The organism is Streptomyces sp. NPDC102258 (assembly GCF_055584685.1).
In genome coordinates this window covers 39375-53504 of the sequence record NZ_JBVJLO010000010.1, presented here as the reverse complement: position 1 = coordinate 53504, position 14130 = coordinate 39375, and the positions used below count along the sequence as shown (strand labels likewise).

Here is a 14130-nt window from a genome sequence, read left to right as displayed (position 1 = left end):
CGGGCCGGGGCCGGGGCTCGGGCCCCGCTAGGGCCGCAGCTCCTGGGTGCAGCACTTCACGCTGCCGCCGCCCTTGAGCAGTTCGCCCAGGTCCATCGGCACCGGTTCGAAGCCCCGGTCGCGCAGGGGGGCCAGGAGCCCGGCGGCCGCCTGCGGGAACAGCACGTGCCGCCCGTCGGAGATCGAGTTCAGACCGAAGGCGGCCGCGTCCGGGGTCTCCACGAGCAGGGCGTCCGGGAAGAGCCGGCGCAGGACGGCCTGGCTGCCCGGGGAGAAGGCCGGCGGGTGGTACATGATCTCGTCGCCGTCCAGCACGCACAGCGCCGTGTCCAGGTGGTAGTAGCGCGGGTCCACCAGGTCGAGTCCGATGACGGGCCGGCCGAAGAACTCCTGGGCCTCGTCGTGCGAGAGCGGGCTGGAGCGGAAGCCCCGGCCGGCCAGGATGTAGGTGGCGGTGACGGCGAAGTCGCCCTCGCCCTCGTTGACGTGGGACGGTTCGTGGACGTCCGTGAAGCCGTGGGAGCGGAACCAGTCGAGGTGGATCTCCGCCTCGGCGGTGCGTTCCGGGTAGGCGAAGCGGGCTCCGAGCACCCGGCCGTCGACGACGAGGGCGCCGTTGGCGGCGTAGACCATGTCGGGCAGGCCGGGGTGCGGTTCGAGCGTCTCGACGGTGTGGCCGAGGGAGCGGTAGCGGTCCCGCAGGTCCTCCCACTGGGCCTGGGCGAGGGGCAGGTCCACCGGTTTCGTGGGATCCATCCACGGGTTGATGGAGTACGTGACCTTGAAGTGTGCCGGTGGGCACATCAGGTAGCGCCGGGGTGTGGCGTCTCTGCGCAAAGAAGGCTCCTCACGACTCGGTCTGTGGAGGGAATCGTCTCTCCTCCGCGGGAACCGCGCAGTGAACTGACCGGGTGGTTTAGTCGAGGCGCGGGAGACGAGACGTCTCGCATGGGTACGGTGGGCCCCATGACCAAGATCCTCGGCACCGCCTCCGCCCCCGCCAAGGCCCCGGACGCCACCCGCCGCAGTGACCGTTCGCGGCGCGCCATCCTCGACGCCGCGCTCGCCCTGGTGGGCGAGGTCGGCTACAACAAGCTGACCATCGAGGCCATCGCCGCCCGCGCGGGCGTCGGCAAGCAGACCATCTACCGCTGGTGGCCCTCGAAGGCCGCCGTGCTGCTGGACGCCTCCCTCGCCCTGGCCGGGGAGGTGGCGGAGGGCGGCGACTGGAGCTTCCCCGACACCGGGGACCTGACGGCCGACCTCAAGACGGCCATGCGGGCCACGGTGGACGAGTTCGCCGACGCCCGGTACGAGGCCCCCGCGCGCGCCCTCGCCGCCGCCGCGGCGAGCGACCCCGAGCTGGGGGCGCGTTTCACCGAGCGGCTCCTCGAACCGCAGCTCGCGCTCTACGAGACCCGGTTGCGCAGCGCGCGGGAGAGCGGGCGCCTCCCGGCGGACACCGATCTGCGTCTGATGGTGGAGATGCTGGTGGGCCCGCTGACGTACCGGTGGCTGATGCGGACCGGGCCGCTCGCGCACGCGCACGCGGACGCCCTGGTGGACACGGTGTTGCGCGGGGTGGGATACGTCACCGACCGGACGGCCACGACCCGGGCCTGACCCGGTGGCCGGGAACATTTGGCCGAATTCTATGGTTATGAGGGCACCCCGTTCGGGGGGTGCGGTCACCCGGGACACGGGATGGTGGGACGATGGGTGCGTCTTCCGGGGCAACGGTTCGAGGTGAGGGGATAGATGGGGTCTGAGTCCGGCCGCGTCAAACGCGGCGAGCAGAGCAGGATCTCCCAGTGGCTGCGCCGCCGCCCGAAACCCGCCCCCGAAGACCCCGCCGCGGTGCGCGAGGCGCTCCTGCTGGCCGTGGCCGCCGCCGGACTCCCGATCGCCCCCGCCGCGCATCCCGCCGGCTACCGGTGTTCGTGCGACCGCATCGGCTGTCCCACCCCCGCGCGCCATCCCGTCTCGTTCGCCTGGCAGACCCAGTCGACCACCGACCGCGCGCAGGTCGAGCGCTGGGCCCGCAACGAGCCCGAGGCCAACTTCATCACCGCCACCGGCATGGTCCACGACGTCCTGGACGTCCCGCTGGAAGCCGGCCGCAACGCGCTGGAGCGGCTGCTCGCCGCCGGCATCGAGGTCGGGCCGGTCGCCGAGTCGGGCGGTACGGGCGAGCAGGCGCGGATGCTCTTCTTCACGGCGACCCGCGGGACGCCCGAGGACGAGGACGAGTGGTGGCCCTGCGAACTGGACTGCCACCCCGAGACGATGGACGAGCACCCGGGCCTGCGCTGGCACTGCCGCGGCAGCTACGTCCTGCTCCCCCCGGCCACCCTGCCCGGCGACCTCGCCGTCACCTGGCTGCGCGACGTCGGCCACCCGCTCCCGGACCCGCTGACCCTGCTGGAAACCCTCACCGACGCCTGCGCCACCTACGCGGGCACCGCCGGCCAGACCCCGGCGGCCGTCGCCTGGCCGCTGGGCCGCTGACCCCGCCGCCCCCGCCCCGCGCGCCCGGAGCGGCGCGCGGGCCGGCCGCCGGGCGCGGCCTCAGTGGATGCGGCTGACCACCACGTCCAGGGACCAGGCCTTCGACGGCTTCGCCGGGACTTCGGCCTCGACGGTGTAGCCCAGCTCGCGCAGGGCCGTGACCAGCTCCGCCGGGGAGCCGGGGACCGCCCCGGCCAGCAGCAGGTCCCGTACCAGCCTGCCCTTGGTGGCCTTGTTGAAGTGGCTGACCACCGACCGCTTCTCGACGCCGTCGACGATCTGCGCGTGCAGCACCCGCACCGTCGCCGTGCGGCCCGCCGTCTCGCCCTTCGGCTTCCACGCGGACGCGTACGCCGAGGAGCGCAGGTCCAGCACCAGCCCGTCGCCCGCCACCTCCGGCAGCACCTCGGCCATCGGGGTGCGCCAGTACGCGCCCAGCGCGCCGAGCCCCGGCAGCCTGACCCCCATCGAGCAGCGGTACGAGGGGATCCGGTCCGTCACCCGTACCGCGCCCCACAGGCCGGAGAACACCAGCAGCGACCGCTCGGCGAGCTCCCGCGCACCGGCGGGCAGCCCGGCCAGGCCGAGGGCGTCGTACAGCACCCCGGTGTAGACCTCCCCCGCCGGACGGGCCACCGCCTCCCGCAGCCCCGCGTTCTTCGCCACCTCGCCGGCCAGCCCCTCGCTCAGGCCCAGCACCTCGCGCGCCTTCGGCACGTCCGCGGAGCACAGCTCGACGAGCTCCTCCAGTACGGCGGCCCGCGCCCCGGCCAGCCCCGGCAGCGACAGGGACCCCGGCTCCAGCGGTGCGCCGGAGCCGCCGGCGGCCTTTCCCTCGGAGGGCGGCAGCAGCACGAGCACGGTGGTTCTCCTTCGACACGACACGGCGGGGGTGCGGCCCCCGAGCCAGGGTAGACGGCTCGCCGCGCCGCCCCGGCCCGCCGGCCATACGCTCGACCCATGCCACGCCGCCTCCTGCACATGACCGGCGCGGACGGCAGCGCCCTGCGGTCCGCGCTGGGCGCCCTGCGCACCCGGCTGGGCGTGCCCGGGGCGTTCCCGTCCGCCGTGCTCGCCGAGGCGGAGCGGGCCGCCGCCGCTCCCCGCCTCCCCGATCTCGACGCCACCGGGATCCCGCTGTTCACCATCGACCCGCCGGGATCCGTCGACCTCGACCAGGCCATGCACCTGGCGGAGCGGCCGGGCGGCGGCTACCGGGTGCACTACGCCATCGCCGACGTCGCCGCCTTCGTCACCCCGGGCGGCGCCCTCGACGCCGAGGCGCACCGCCGCGTCACCACCCTCTACTTCCCCGACGAACGGGTCCCCCTGCATCCGGCCGCGCTCTCGGAGGACGCCGCCAGCCTGCTGCCCGACCGGACCCGGCCCGCCCTGCTGTGGCGCCTCGACCTGGACGCCGAGGGCCGGGTCGAGGCCGCCGAGGTCCGCCGGGCCCTGGTCCGCAGCCGGGCGAGGCTCGACTACGAGGGCGTCCAGCGGGCCGTCGACTCCGGCACCGCCGAAGCGCCCCTGGCCCTGCTGAAGGAGATCGGGACCCTGCGCGAGGCGCTGGAGACCGAGCGCGGCGGGATCTCCCTGAACGTCCCCGAACAGGAGGTCATGGAGCGCGAGGACGGCTCGTACGCCCTGGTCTACCGGGCGCCGCTGCCCGCCGACGGCTGGAACGCCCAGATCTCCCTGATGACCGGCATGGCCGCCGCCGACCTGATGCTCGCCTCCGGCACCGGCGTGCTGCGCACCCTCCCGGCCGCTCCCGACGGCGCGGTCGGCCGGCTGCGGCGGACGGCGGCGGCCCTGGGGATCGACTGGCCGCACCACGTCCCGTACGCGCGGCTCGTGCGCTCCCTCGACCCCCGCCGGCCCGCCCACGCCGCCTTCCTCCAGGAGTGCACCGCCCTGCTGCGCGGCGCCGGGTACACGGTCTTCACCGGCGGCCACACCCCGGACCCCGCCCTGCACGCGGCGGTCGCGGCCCCGTACGCGCACTGCACCGCGCCGCTGCGCCGCCTCGTCGACCGGTACACCGGCGAGCTGTGCGTGGCGGCCGTCGCCGGGACCGCGCCGCCGGAGTGGGTCACAGCCTCCCTGGACGCGCTGCCGCGCACGATGGCGGAGGGCACCCGGCTGGCCAACACCGTGGAGCGGGAGTGCGTGGACCTGGTGGAGGCGGCCGTGCTCCAGCACCGCGTCGGGGAGACCTTCGAGGCGACGGTCATCGACGTCAAGGAGCAGCGGCCCACGGTGGGCACCGTCCACCTGGAGGACCCTGCGGTCGTCGGCCGCGTCGAGTCGGCCGGGGACCGGCTCCCCCTCGGCGACCGCATCCGGGTCCGCCTGACCCGCGCCGACCCCGGCACCGCCACGATCCTCTTCACCCCGGCCTGAGCCCGGCCGGGCACCGCCCGGGCACCACGGCCACGGAGTGGACCTCGGCGAGGCGCCCGGGCCCGCCCCGCCCCGCCCCGGCTGCCGGTCCCCGGTTCCCCGAGCGGTACGGCAGCCCGTCACGGCGGTGCGGGTTGCCGTACGGCGCTCACCACGGCGCGGGGGTCGTCCGCGTGGAAGCGGATCGTACGGGCCGACGCGCGGGCCCCGAGCGGCCTGCGGAACTCCAGCGGCCGGTGCAGCTCCACGGTCACCGTGGTCTGGCCGCCCACGACCAGGTCGAGCACCCCGTCCCCGGAGACGGTGACGAGCCGGCCCGCCGGGTAGCGTCGCTCGACCCGGACCGAGGCCACCGCCTCCGCCGGGACGGCCAGGTCGAACAGGGCCCCGTACCGGATCCGCAGCGCCCCGTCCGGCCCCACCACGTGCGGCCGGGTCACGCAGGCGGCGTGCAGCGCGAGCACCTGGAGCAGCCCGTACACGTCGAGGACGAGCAGCACCCGGTGGACGGCCGGCCAGGGGATCAGCACGGCCAGCCCGACGGTCTCGATCACCGCTACGAAGAGCAGCCCGTACACCATGGCGGTCTGCGGTCCGGTGTACGCGGCGGCGAGGTCCCCGGGCCGCACCCCGTGGCGGCGGCGCAGCACCCAGCGGCCCAGCGAGCCGAACGCCCGCAGCTCGTGCCGCAGCAGCCGCCGTACGGGCTCCGGGACGGCGCTCATGCCCGGCCCCGGCGCACGCGGTCGGTGAAGGCCGCCATCACCCGGCGTACGACCTCCGCCTGGGCGGGCGCGTACTCGGCGAGCAGCGCCTCCTGGAGGCCGGGGACGTCGGGCCCGTCGGCCGGGACCGAGTGGAGGAGGGCCGCCGGGACGGCCGCGACGAGCGCGTCGGCGAGCGGCCCGACGCGGGGGTCGTCGACGGCGGCTCCGGCGAGCGCGTCGAGGCGTTCGTAGAGGGCCAGGACCGCCGGATCGGCGGTCAGCGGGGCGAGGGCGGCGTAGACCTCCTCGCCGGCCGCGCCGGTGGCGTCGAGCAGCGTGAGGTGCTCGCGGTCCTTGGCGGCGGCCGGGGAGGTGGTGGGCGGCGCCTTCGCCAGCAGCGCGGCCAGACCGGGCGAGACGGGCTCCCCCTCCCCCGGCCCGGCGGCGAGCAGTCCCGCGAGCCGGGCCCGGCGGGCGGCGAGTCCGGCTTCCTGGCGGGCCAGGTCGGCGTCCAGCTCGGCCAGCACCTCGGCGAGCTCGCGCCCGGCGTCGTCGGCGAGGACGTCGCGCACCTCGTCGAGGCTCAGGCCGAGCTCGGTGAGCCGGCGCACGCGGGCGAGCAGGACGGCGTCCCGCACGGTGTAGGCCCGGTAGCCGTTGGGACGTCGCGTGGGCTCCGGGAGCAGGCCGACGTGGTGGTAGTGCCGGACGGCCCGGGTCGTGACCCCGACCAGCGCGGCGATCTCTCCGATTCGCATGGCCCCAGTAGAAACGTTGCCGTTGCGTCAAGGTCAAGCCGGTGCGCACGGCCCGGTAGCATGGTCCACCGCAGAACAAGCGGAGTGGACGGCCGCGTCGGGGCATCGCACCCCGCCGAGGAACGTCCGGGCTCCACAGGGCAGGGTGGTGGCTAACGGCCACCCGGGGTGACCCGCGGGACAGTGCCACAGAAAACAGACCGCCTGGGGCTTCGGCCCCCGGTAAGGGTGAAACGGTGGTGTAAGAGACCACCAGCGCCTGAGGTGACTCAGGCGGCTAGGTAAACCCCACCCGGAGCAAGGTCAAGAGGGATCCTCCCCGGAGGGTCCTGCGCGGACGATCGAGGGCTGCCCGCCCGAGTCCGCGGGTAGACCGCACGAGGCCGGTGGCAACACCGGTCCTAGATGGATGGCCGTCTCCCCGGCGACCGCGAGGTCGCCGGGTGACAGAACCCGGCGTACAGCTCCGCTTGTTCTGCGCCTCGTACGACGCCGAAGGGCCCGCACACACGGTGTGCGGGCCCTTCGGCGTACGGGCGGGCTAACGCAGGTGGGAGGTGTCGTTCAGCAGCCGCAGCGAGGCGTTGCCGTCGGCGTAGTAGGCCACCGCCGAGAGGGAGGCCGCGGACAGCTCCATCTTGAACAGCGCCTCGGGCGGCGCGCCCAGCGCGAGGCGGACCAGCGTCTTGACCGGGGTCACGTGGGTGACCAGCAGGACGGTGCGGCCCGCGTGGGCGGCGAGCAGCCGGTCGCGGGCGGCGGAAACCCGGCGGGTGACGGCGCTGAAGCTCTCGCCGCCGCCGGTGGGGGCCGCCCGGGGGGAGTCCAGCCAGGCCTGGAGGTCGTCGGGGAAGCGCTCGCGCACCTCGGCGAAGGTCAGGCCCTCCCAGGCGCCGAAGTCCGTCTCGCGCAGGCCCTCCTCGACCGCCACGGGCAGCCGGAGCCGGTCGGCGACGGCCTGGGCGGTCTCGCGGCAGCGGCGCAGCGGGGAGCTGACGACCGCCTGTACGGTGCCCCGCGCGGCCAGCGCCTCGGAGACGGCCGCGGCCTGCCGGCGCCCCACCGGGGACAGCTCGGGGTCGGTGCCGCCGCTGCCGGAGAACCGCTTCTGCGGGGTCAGCGCGGTCTCCCCGTGCCGCAGCAGCACGAAGGTGGCGGGCGCCCCCATGTCGGGCCCCCACCCGCTCCCGGCGACGGGCGCCCCGGCCGGGGCCGGGCCCGCCCCGGCCTCCACGGCCCCACCGGGGACGACGAGAGCGGCCGCGGGGGTCCCCGTACCACCGCCGGAGGCTTCGGTGTCGGCGAAGAGCGTGTCGGCCGAGACGTCGGGTCCCTCGGAGGCGGGCCACAGGCCCACGGCCGTCGCCGCGCGGGCGTCCTCCGCCGGGGCGGAGCCGGACCGCGTGCCCGCGCCGGGCTCCTTACCACCGGCGGAGCCGGCCCGCGCGGCCCCCGCCGGGCGGGATCCGGCGTGAGCGCCGGAGGCGAGCGCCGCGCGGGCCGCCGCCGCTCCCTTCGCGGCGTCGCCCGGCAGGCGGGGCTCCGGGTCACCGGAGGAGCCGGCGCCGCCGGGCTGGATGAAGGCGGCCGTGGAGCGGGACGGTTCCCACTGGGCGCCGCGCTTGCCCGCGTCCATCGCCTCGTTGGCGAGCCGGTCCGCGTGCTTGTTCCGCTCGCGCGGAATCCACTCGTAGCTGACCTGCGCCCGCGGCAGGATCGTCGCCGCCTCCGCCGCGAGCGGCTTCATGTCCGGGTGCTTGATCTTCCAGCGGCCCGACATCTGCTCCACCACGAGCTTGGAGTCCATGCGGACCCGCACCACCGCGTCAGGGGCCAGTTCGCGGGCGGCCCTGAGGCCGGCGATCAGGCCCTTGTACTCGGCGACGTTGTTCGTCGCGACGCCGATGAACTCGGCGCGTTCGGCCAGGGTCTCCCCCGTCGTCGGGTCGAGGACGACCGCGCCGTAGCCGGCGGGCCCCGGGTTGCCCCGGGATCCGCCGTCCGCCTCCACGACGAAACGCGGCATCAGATGCCCGAGTCCGCCGTACGGACCAGGATGCGCCCGCAGTTCTCGTGGCGGACGACCTGGTCACGGGCCGCGGCCTTGATCTCGTTGACCTCGGCCATGTCCAGCTCCAGCCGGCAGCCCTCGCAGCGGCGCTGGTACAGGCGCGCGGCGCCGACCCCGCCCTGCTTGACGCGGATCTTCTCGTACAGGGCCATCAGGTCGGCCGGCATGGAGGCGACGATGACCTCGCGGTCCTTGCCGATCTTCGCGACCTCGGTGTCGATCTCCCCGGTGGCGGCGTCGCGGCGCGCGGTGGCGTCGACCAGCTTGGCCTCCAGCGCGGCGACCCGCTCGGTCAGCTCGGTGACGCGCTCCTGCGCGGCCTCCAGGCGCTCCATGACCTCCAGGACCACGTCCTCCAGGTCACCCTGCCGCTTGGCCAGGGAGACGACCTCGCTCTGGAGGTTCGCCAGGTCCCGCGCCGAGATGCCGACGCCGGTGTCCAGGCGCTGCTGGTCGCGGGCCGCGCGCTGGCGGACCTGGTCGACGTCCTGCTCCGCCTTGGTCTGCTCGCGGGCGGCGTCGCTGGCCTGCGTCTGCGCGGCGACGAGCAGGTCGCGCTGCTGGGTGAGGTCCTTGGTCAGGGAGTCGACCTCGGCGTGCTCGGGGAGCGACTTGCGCTTGTGGGCGAGCTGAGACAGCCGGACGTCCAGGGCCTGGACGTCGAGAAGTCGGATCTGGTCGGCGGGCTCGGCGTTCAGTTGGGGGCTCCAGAGGTAGAGGGGGAGGTGACGGACGGCGCGTGCGCCGTCCACGGGTCGGTGACCGTGCGCGAGACGTGGGTTCGCAGACCCCAGCCGTGGCGCTCGGAGATCGCGTCGAGCTGCGCGGCGGCCTGCTCGCACCAGGGCCACTCGGTGGCCCAGTGGGCGGCGTCGACGAGGGCGAGCGGGTTCTGCTCGCGCGCCTCGGACACCGGGTGGTGGCGCAGATCGGCGGTGAGGTACGCGTCCACGCCCGCCGCGCGGACCTGCGCGAAGAGGCTGTCGCCGGAGCCGCCGCTGACGGCGACCGTACGGATCACCGCGTCGGGATCGCCGGCGACCCGGATGCCCTGGGCGGTCGACGGCAGCCGCGCGGCGGCCCGGGCGGCGAACTCGCGCAGGGTCTCGGGATGGTCCAGCTCGCAGATCCGGCCGAGGCCCCGGCGGCCGGCCGGATCGGTGGCGTCGGGCACCAGGGGGCCGGTGACGCGCAGGTCGAGGGCGCCGGCGAGGGCGTCGGAGACACCGGGATCGGCGGTGTCGGCGTTGGTGTGGGCGACGTGCAGCGCGATGTCGTTCTTGATCAGCGTGTGCACGACGCGGCCCTTGAAGGTGCCCGCCGCGACGGTGGTGGTGCCGCGCAGATAGAGGGGGTGGTGGGTGACGAGCAGGTCGGCGCCGAGCTTCACAGCCTCGTCCACGACGTCCTGTACGGGGTCCACGGCGAACAGCACCCGGCCGACCTCGGCGTCGGGGTCGCCGCAGACGGTGCCGACGGAGTCCCACTCCTCGGCCCGCGAGGGGGGCCAGAGAGCGTCCAGCGCGGCGATGACTTCAGAGAGACGGGGCACAGGCCAAGGCTACCGTTGGTTTTTTGGGCTCCCTCGCCTCCGGGCCGCCTTTTGCCGGGCTCACAGGCCCGACCGTGCGCGAAAGCCCTCGTTCCTCGCGCTTCCCGCGCGCGCCCGGACCTTCCCCCGGACTCCGTCCGGGGGAACCGGCGCAGCAGGAGGTGGTCTGCGAGACGCCTTCAGGGGGAGCTGGTGGACGGCCGGGCAGCCGCGCCGGGAACAGCCGGTCCGTCCGGCATCGTTGCACCGACCGGAGGCCCGGCGCCGCACGGGTGGGGACGATGTCGTCCGCCCCGGCAGGGTCCGGCCTCCTGGATCGCGAAACGCCCACCGCGCACTCGGACCCACACGTGTTCCCGCAGGAGGACTCCCTCATGACCGACCGGCCCTTGACGCTCATGGCAGTGCACGCCCACCCCGACGACGAGGCCACCGGAACGGGAGGAATCCTCGCCCGGTACGCGGCGGAGGGCATCCGCACGGTTCTCGTGACGTGTACCGACGGCGGTTGCGGAGACGGGCCGGGGGGCGTCAAGCCGGGTGATCCCGGGCACGATCCGACGGCCGTCGCCTTGATGCGCCGACGAGAGCTTGAGGCGAGCTGTGACGTCCTGAAGGTCAGTGACCTGGAGATGCTGGACTACGCCGACTCCGGGATGATGGGCTGGCCGAGCAACGACGCCCCTGGGTCTTTCTGGAAGACCCCCGTGGAGGAGGGCGCTGCCCGGCTCGCGACCCTCATGCGGCACTACCGGCCCGATGTGGTCGTCACCTATGACGAGAACGGCTTCTACGGCCACCCCGACCACATCCAGGCCCACCGCATCACGATGGCGGCGCTCGAAATGACCACGCTGACACCGAAGGTGTACTGGACGACGATGCCGCGCTCGGCGATGCAGCGGTTCGGCCAGATCATGCGCGAGTTCCAAGAGGACATGCCGGAGCCGGATCCTGCCGAGGCCGCCGCGCTGGCCGACATCGGCCTCCCCGACGACGAGATCACCACGTGGGTGGACACCACCGCGTTCAGCGGTCAGAAGTTCGACGCGCTGGCCGCGCACGCCAGTCAGGGCGAGAACATCTTCTTCCTCAGGATGGGCAAGGAGAGGTTCGGCGAGCTGATGGGCATGGAGACCTTCGTGCGGGTCCAGGACGCCACCGGCACTGCCGTGCCCGAGAACGATCTCTTCACCGGCCTGCGCTGACCCGACCGTCCGGCCGGGCCCCGTCGGGCAGCGGTTCCGATACGTCCCGGTATGCCACAGCACAACCCTGTCCCGCGACACCGGCGAATCGGGACTCGGCCACCCGTACGTGTGAAGCGGGCCGAGTCGCGCGGGACGTAGGGGGAGTCGAAAACTAGCTTCCTGATCCGGAGGTGAAGGCCCGGATGACTGTCTGTGCCATCGACATCACGACGACCGCCCGGTTCACGATCGCCGCCGCCGGGGAGTATGCCGCGCGGCTGGCCGGGGAGGGGCAGGCGCGGTACCCCGAGCGGTGGACGCTGGGGGGGCCCGAGCCCTACGCGGTGCCGTTGCCGCTCGGGCAGCCGGAGGAGGCCGACAGTGAGGTGCTGCCGCTGGCCGACGGGCGGGTGCTGATCCACCGCCGGGTCGCCGACCGGCACGCCTTCGCGCTGCTCTACCCCTCGGGCGCCGCGAGCGGCCCGCGCACCGGGGAGCTGCCGCTCGGCTCGGTGTCCGCCGAGGAGGGCGTACGGGTCCGCCTGCTGCCGCCGTCCCCCGACGGACACGGGGCCTTCGCCCTGGCCGTGGGCGCCGACCGGAGCACCCTGTGGCAGGTGGCCGGGATCCCGGGCGGGCCGCGCCGGGCGGCCGTGCTGCCGGGCCGCTGCTCCGGCGGGGTGTGGCTGGACCGGGTCGGCCGGCTGCTGTCCCTGGACCGCGAGCTGGAGGGCCGCACCAAGGCCGTCGTCGTGGACCTGGAACGGGGCGGCGAGGTCAGCCCGCTCCTCCAGATCGCCGAGGACAGCGACGACCGGCTCCTGCTCGCCGCCCCCGACAGCGGGCTCCTGCTGATCCGCTCCGACGCCCCCGGCGAGCCCCGGCTCGGCTGGGGGGTGCTGGGCAGTGCCCGACCGGTGCGCTTCCCGGACTGCCTGCGCATGCGGGACGCGCACCCGTTCGCGGTGCAGCCCGGCCAGGCGCTGATGCCGGAGACCTGCGGGGTGGCGCTGCGGGTCGGCGAGAGCGGCCTGGCGCTGTGGCGTCCCTCCGACCGGTCCGTGTTCCGGCTCGGTGCCCCGGTGGGCTGGCTCGGGACCGGGCTGTGGACCGCGGAGGGCCGTCTGCGCCTCCCGTACAGCACCCCGGAGGTGCCGTGCGGGCTGGCCTCCCTGGTCCAGCCGGCCGCCCCGCCCCCGCGGGTGCGCCCGCGCCCGCCCGCCGGCCCGGGCCCCGCCGTCGCCGCGTCCGCGTGCGCGGAGCCGCCCCGGCGGCCGGTCCCGCTGCAACAAGCCCCGCTGGGCTGATCCCCGAGCCGGGGGTGATAGGCAGGCCCGGTGATCACCTCCCCCGCCCCCGGCGCGACCCGGCCCTTCGACGCCGTCCTGTGCGACCTGGACAACGTCATCCGCTTCTACGACTCCTCCCGGCTCGGCGCCCTGGAACGCGCCGCCGGGCTGCCCGAGGGGACCACCGCGGAGGTGGCCTTCGCCCCCGCGCTGGACGGCCCGCTGATGCTCGGCCGGATCACCCCGGAGCAGTGGGCGCGGGAGGTGGCCGACGCGCTGAGCGCCACGGCACGGGTGCCCGGGGAGCGGGCCCGGGAACTGGCGGACGCGCTGGCCGGGACCCCGTTCTCGGCCGACGCCGAGGCGGTCTCCGTCCTGAGGGACGCCCGGGCCGCCGGGATGACCCTGGTGCTGGTCACCAACGCCACCCTGGACCTGGAGGCGGACCTGGCGGAGATGGGGCTGTCCGACCTGGCGGACCACGTCGTCAGCAGCGCCCGGGTGGGGGTGGCCAAGCCGGACCGGGAGATATACGAGATCGCCGCCGCGCGGGCGGGGGCCGACCCCGGGCGCTGCCTGTTCGTGGACGACCAGCGGGAGAACGTCGAGGCCGCGCGGGCCCTCGGAATGACGGGCGTCCACTACGCCTCCCCCGCCGGCCTGCGCACGGCCCTCGGCCTTCCCGGCTAGGCCGAAAGAGACGGCCTAGTCGTGCTTGAGGCCCAGCACCTCGGCCGCCGCGAAGGTCTCGTTCGGCGGCCGGGAGTCGTAGTGCGGGGTGAGGAGCGCGTCGAGTTCCTCGTAGGAGAAGACCTCCTTGGCGGTGTCGAACTTCGCGGCCACCTTCGGGCGCTCCATCACGACCACGATCCCGCCGTGGACGACGAAGAGCTGGCCGTTCGCCTTCGCCGAGGCGGGCGAGGCCAGGTAGCCGACGAGCGGGGCGACGTGTTCGGGGGCGAGGGCGTCGAGCCTGCCCTCCTCCGGTACCTGGAAGCCCGCGAAGACGTCCTCGGTCATCCGGGTGCGGGCGCGCGGGCAGATGGCGTTCGCGGTGACCCCGTACTTGGCCAGGGCGAGGGCGGTGGAGGTGGTCAGGCCCACGATGCCGCCCTTCGCGGCGGCGTAGTTGGGCTGGCCCGCCGAACCGCCGAGGAAGGCCTCGGAGGAGGTGTTGACGATCCGGCCGTAGACCGGGCCGCCCGCCGCCTTGGAGCGTTCCCGCCAGTGCGCGGAGGCGAAGTGGGTGGTGTTGAAGTGGCCCTTGAGGTGGACCCGGATCACCGAGTCCCACTCCTCCTCCGACATGGAGAAGACCATCCGGTCCCGCAGGATCCCCGCGTTGTTCACGAGGACGTCCAGCTTGCCGAAGCGGGAGACCGCCAGCTCCACCAGTTCCCGCGCCTGCTCGAAGTCGGCCACGTCACCGAGGTGCGCCACCGCCTGCCCGCCCGCCGCGCGGATCTCGGCGGCGACCTCCTCGGCCGGGGCGGCCGAGGCCTCGCCGGAACCGTCGCGGCCGCTCTGGCCGAAGTCGTTGACGACGACGCTCGCGCCGAGCCGGGCCAGTTCGAGCGCCTCGGCCCGGCCGAGCCCGCGCCCGGCGCCGGTGACGATGGCGCTGAGCCCCTCAAGTGGCAGTGACATCT

Annotated in this window: 14 protein-coding genes and 1 other RNA gene; 7 read left to right on the top strand and 8 right to left on the bottom strand. The window is 74.8% G+C overall.

The window, feature by feature from the left end; genetic code table 11:
* Positions 1-27: 27 nt before the first annotated feature.
* A complete protein-coding gene (gene ddaH / locus ACZ6ZT_RS18430) occupies positions 28-837 on the bottom strand; it encodes a dimethylargininase (protein WP_469720237.1) in 810 nt (269 codons plus the stop codon).
* A 129-nt stretch (positions 838-966) separates the two neighbouring features.
* Between ddaH and ACZ6ZT_RS18425 the strand changes: the two genes are divergently transcribed.
* The gene (locus ACZ6ZT_RS18425) at positions 967-1623 is read left to right on the top strand and encodes a TetR/AcrR family transcriptional regulator (protein WP_469720236.1); all 657 of its coding nucleotides are present in this window, start codon (positions 967-969) and stop codon (positions 1621-1623) included.
* A 135-nt stretch (positions 1624-1758) separates the two neighbouring features.
* Positions 1759-2508: a bifunctional DNA primase/polymerase gene (locus tag ACZ6ZT_RS18420; RefSeq protein ID WP_469720233.1), complete on the top strand. Its 750-nt coding sequence runs from the start codon at positions 1759-1761 to the stop codon at positions 2506-2508.
* A 60-nt stretch (positions 2509-2568) separates the two neighbouring features.
* Here the strand turns inward: ACZ6ZT_RS18420 and yaaA are convergent, their stop codons facing one another.
* Entirely contained in the window at positions 2569-3369 is an 801-nt protein-coding gene (yaaA, locus tag ACZ6ZT_RS18415; protein ID WP_469720231.1) for a peroxide stress protein YaaA, read from the bottom strand.
* 99 nt (positions 3370-3468) lie between these two features.
* Between yaaA and ACZ6ZT_RS18410 the strand changes: the two genes are divergently transcribed.
* The gene (locus tag ACZ6ZT_RS18410) at positions 3469-4914 is read left to right on the top strand and encodes an RNB domain-containing ribonuclease (protein ID WP_469720229.1); all 1446 of its coding nucleotides are present in this window, start codon (positions 3469-3471) and stop codon (positions 4912-4914) included.
* A 119-nt stretch (positions 4915-5033) separates the two neighbouring features.
* Here the strand turns inward: ACZ6ZT_RS18410 and ACZ6ZT_RS18405 are convergent, their stop codons facing one another.
* Positions 5034-5639, bottom strand: coding sequence for a hypothetical protein (locus ACZ6ZT_RS18405; RefSeq protein ID WP_469720227.1), 606 nt, complete (start codon positions 5637-5639; stop codon positions 5034-5036).
* Positions 5636-6379, bottom strand: a complete 744-nt coding sequence (locus ACZ6ZT_RS18400; RefSeq protein WP_469720225.1) for a MerR family transcriptional regulator — start codon at positions 6377-6379, stop codon at positions 5636-5638. Before ACZ6ZT_RS18400 ends, ACZ6ZT_RS18405 begins: the two co-directional genes overlap by 4 nt.
* A gap of 76 nt (positions 6380-6455) precedes the next feature.
* Here ACZ6ZT_RS18400 and rnpB point away from each other — a divergent pair.
* Positions 6456-6856: RNase P RNA component class A (gene rnpB / locus ACZ6ZT_RS18395), an RNA gene on the top strand.
* Between the two features lie 64 nt (positions 6857-6920).
* Here the strand turns inward: rnpB and ACZ6ZT_RS18390 are convergent.
* From ACZ6ZT_RS18390 to ACZ6ZT_RS18380, 3 genes are read right to left on the bottom strand one after another with little or no spacing between them, the layout of a single operon-like run.
* Positions 6921-8405 (bottom strand): bifunctional RNase H/acid phosphatase, encoded by a 1485-nt coding sequence (locus ACZ6ZT_RS18390; RefSeq protein ID WP_469720224.1) that lies wholly within the window; start codon positions 8403-8405, stop codon positions 6921-6923.
* On the bottom strand, positions 8405-9148 hold the full coding sequence (locus tag ACZ6ZT_RS18385; protein ID WP_469720662.1) for a zinc ribbon domain-containing protein: 744 nt from the start codon (positions 9146-9148) through the stop codon (positions 8405-8407). Before ACZ6ZT_RS18385 ends, ACZ6ZT_RS18390 begins: the two co-directional genes overlap by 1 nt.
* Entirely contained in the window at positions 9145-10002 is an 858-nt protein-coding gene (locus ACZ6ZT_RS18380; RefSeq protein WP_469720222.1) for a Nif3-like dinuclear metal center hexameric protein, read from the bottom strand. Before ACZ6ZT_RS18380 ends, ACZ6ZT_RS18385 begins: the two co-directional genes overlap by 4 nt.
* Before the next feature lie 374 nt (positions 10003-10376).
* Here ACZ6ZT_RS18380 and ACZ6ZT_RS18375 point away from each other — a divergent pair, with 374 nt between their 5' ends.
* The 3 genes from ACZ6ZT_RS18375 (at position 10377) to ACZ6ZT_RS18365 (ending at position 13171) form a co-directional block, all read left to right on the top strand.
* Positions 10377-11210: a PIG-L family deacetylase gene (locus ACZ6ZT_RS18375; protein WP_469720220.1), complete on the top strand. Its 834-nt coding sequence runs from the start codon at positions 10377-10379 to the stop codon at positions 11208-11210.
* Positions 11211-11395: 185 nt separating this feature from the next.
* Positions 11396-12499, top strand: coding sequence for a hypothetical protein (locus ACZ6ZT_RS18370; RefSeq protein WP_469720218.1), 1104 nt, complete (start codon positions 11396-11398; stop codon positions 12497-12499).
* Positions 12500-12529: 30 nt separating this feature from the next.
* Complete coding sequence (locus tag ACZ6ZT_RS18365) at positions 12530-13171, top strand: HAD family hydrolase (RefSeq protein WP_469720215.1); 642 nt, start codon at positions 12530-12532, stop codon at positions 13169-13171.
* 15 nt (positions 13172-13186) lie between these two features.
* Here ACZ6ZT_RS18365 and ACZ6ZT_RS18360 read toward each other — a convergent pair whose 3' ends face one another.
* Positions 13187-14128 (bottom strand): 3-oxoacyl-ACP reductase, encoded by a 942-nt coding sequence (locus tag ACZ6ZT_RS18360; protein ID WP_469720214.1) that lies wholly within the window; start codon positions 14126-14128, stop codon positions 13187-13189.
* Positions 14129-14130: the final 2 nt, after the last annotated feature.

Coding starts and splice junctions, on each gene's coding strand:
- ACZ6ZT_RS18390 (WP_469720224.1), bottom strand. CDS start 8,405: ATGCCGCGTTTCGTCGTGGAGGCGGACGGCGGATCCCGGGGCAACCCG.
- ACZ6ZT_RS18370 (WP_469720218.1), top strand. CDS start 11,396: ATGACTGTCTGTGCCATCGACATCACGACGACCGCCCGGTTCACGATC.
- ACZ6ZT_RS18420 (WP_469720233.1), top strand. CDS start 1,759: ATGGGGTCTGAGTCCGGCCGCGTCAAACGCGGCGAGCAGAGCAGGATC.
- ACZ6ZT_RS18410 (WP_469720229.1), top strand. CDS start 3,469: ATGCCACGCCGCCTCCTGCACATGACCGGCGCGGACGGCAGCGCCCTG.
- ACZ6ZT_RS18425 (WP_469720236.1), top strand. CDS start 967: ATGACCAAGATCCTCGGCACCGCCTCCGCCCCCGCCAAGGCCCCGGAC.
- ACZ6ZT_RS18400 (WP_469720225.1), bottom strand. CDS start 6,379: ATGCGAATCGGAGAGATCGCCGCGCTGGTCGGGGTCACGACCCGGGCC.
- ACZ6ZT_RS18405 (WP_469720227.1), bottom strand. CDS start 5,639: ATGAGCGCCGTCCCGGAGCCCGTACGGCGGCTGCTGCGGCACGAGCTG.
- ACZ6ZT_RS18360 (WP_469720214.1), bottom strand. CDS start 14,128: ATGTCACTGCCACTTGAGGGGCTCAGCGCCATCGTCACCGGCGCCGGG.
- ACZ6ZT_RS18375 (WP_469720220.1), top strand. CDS start 10,377: ATGACCGACCGGCCCTTGACGCTCATGGCAGTGCACGCCCACCCCGAC.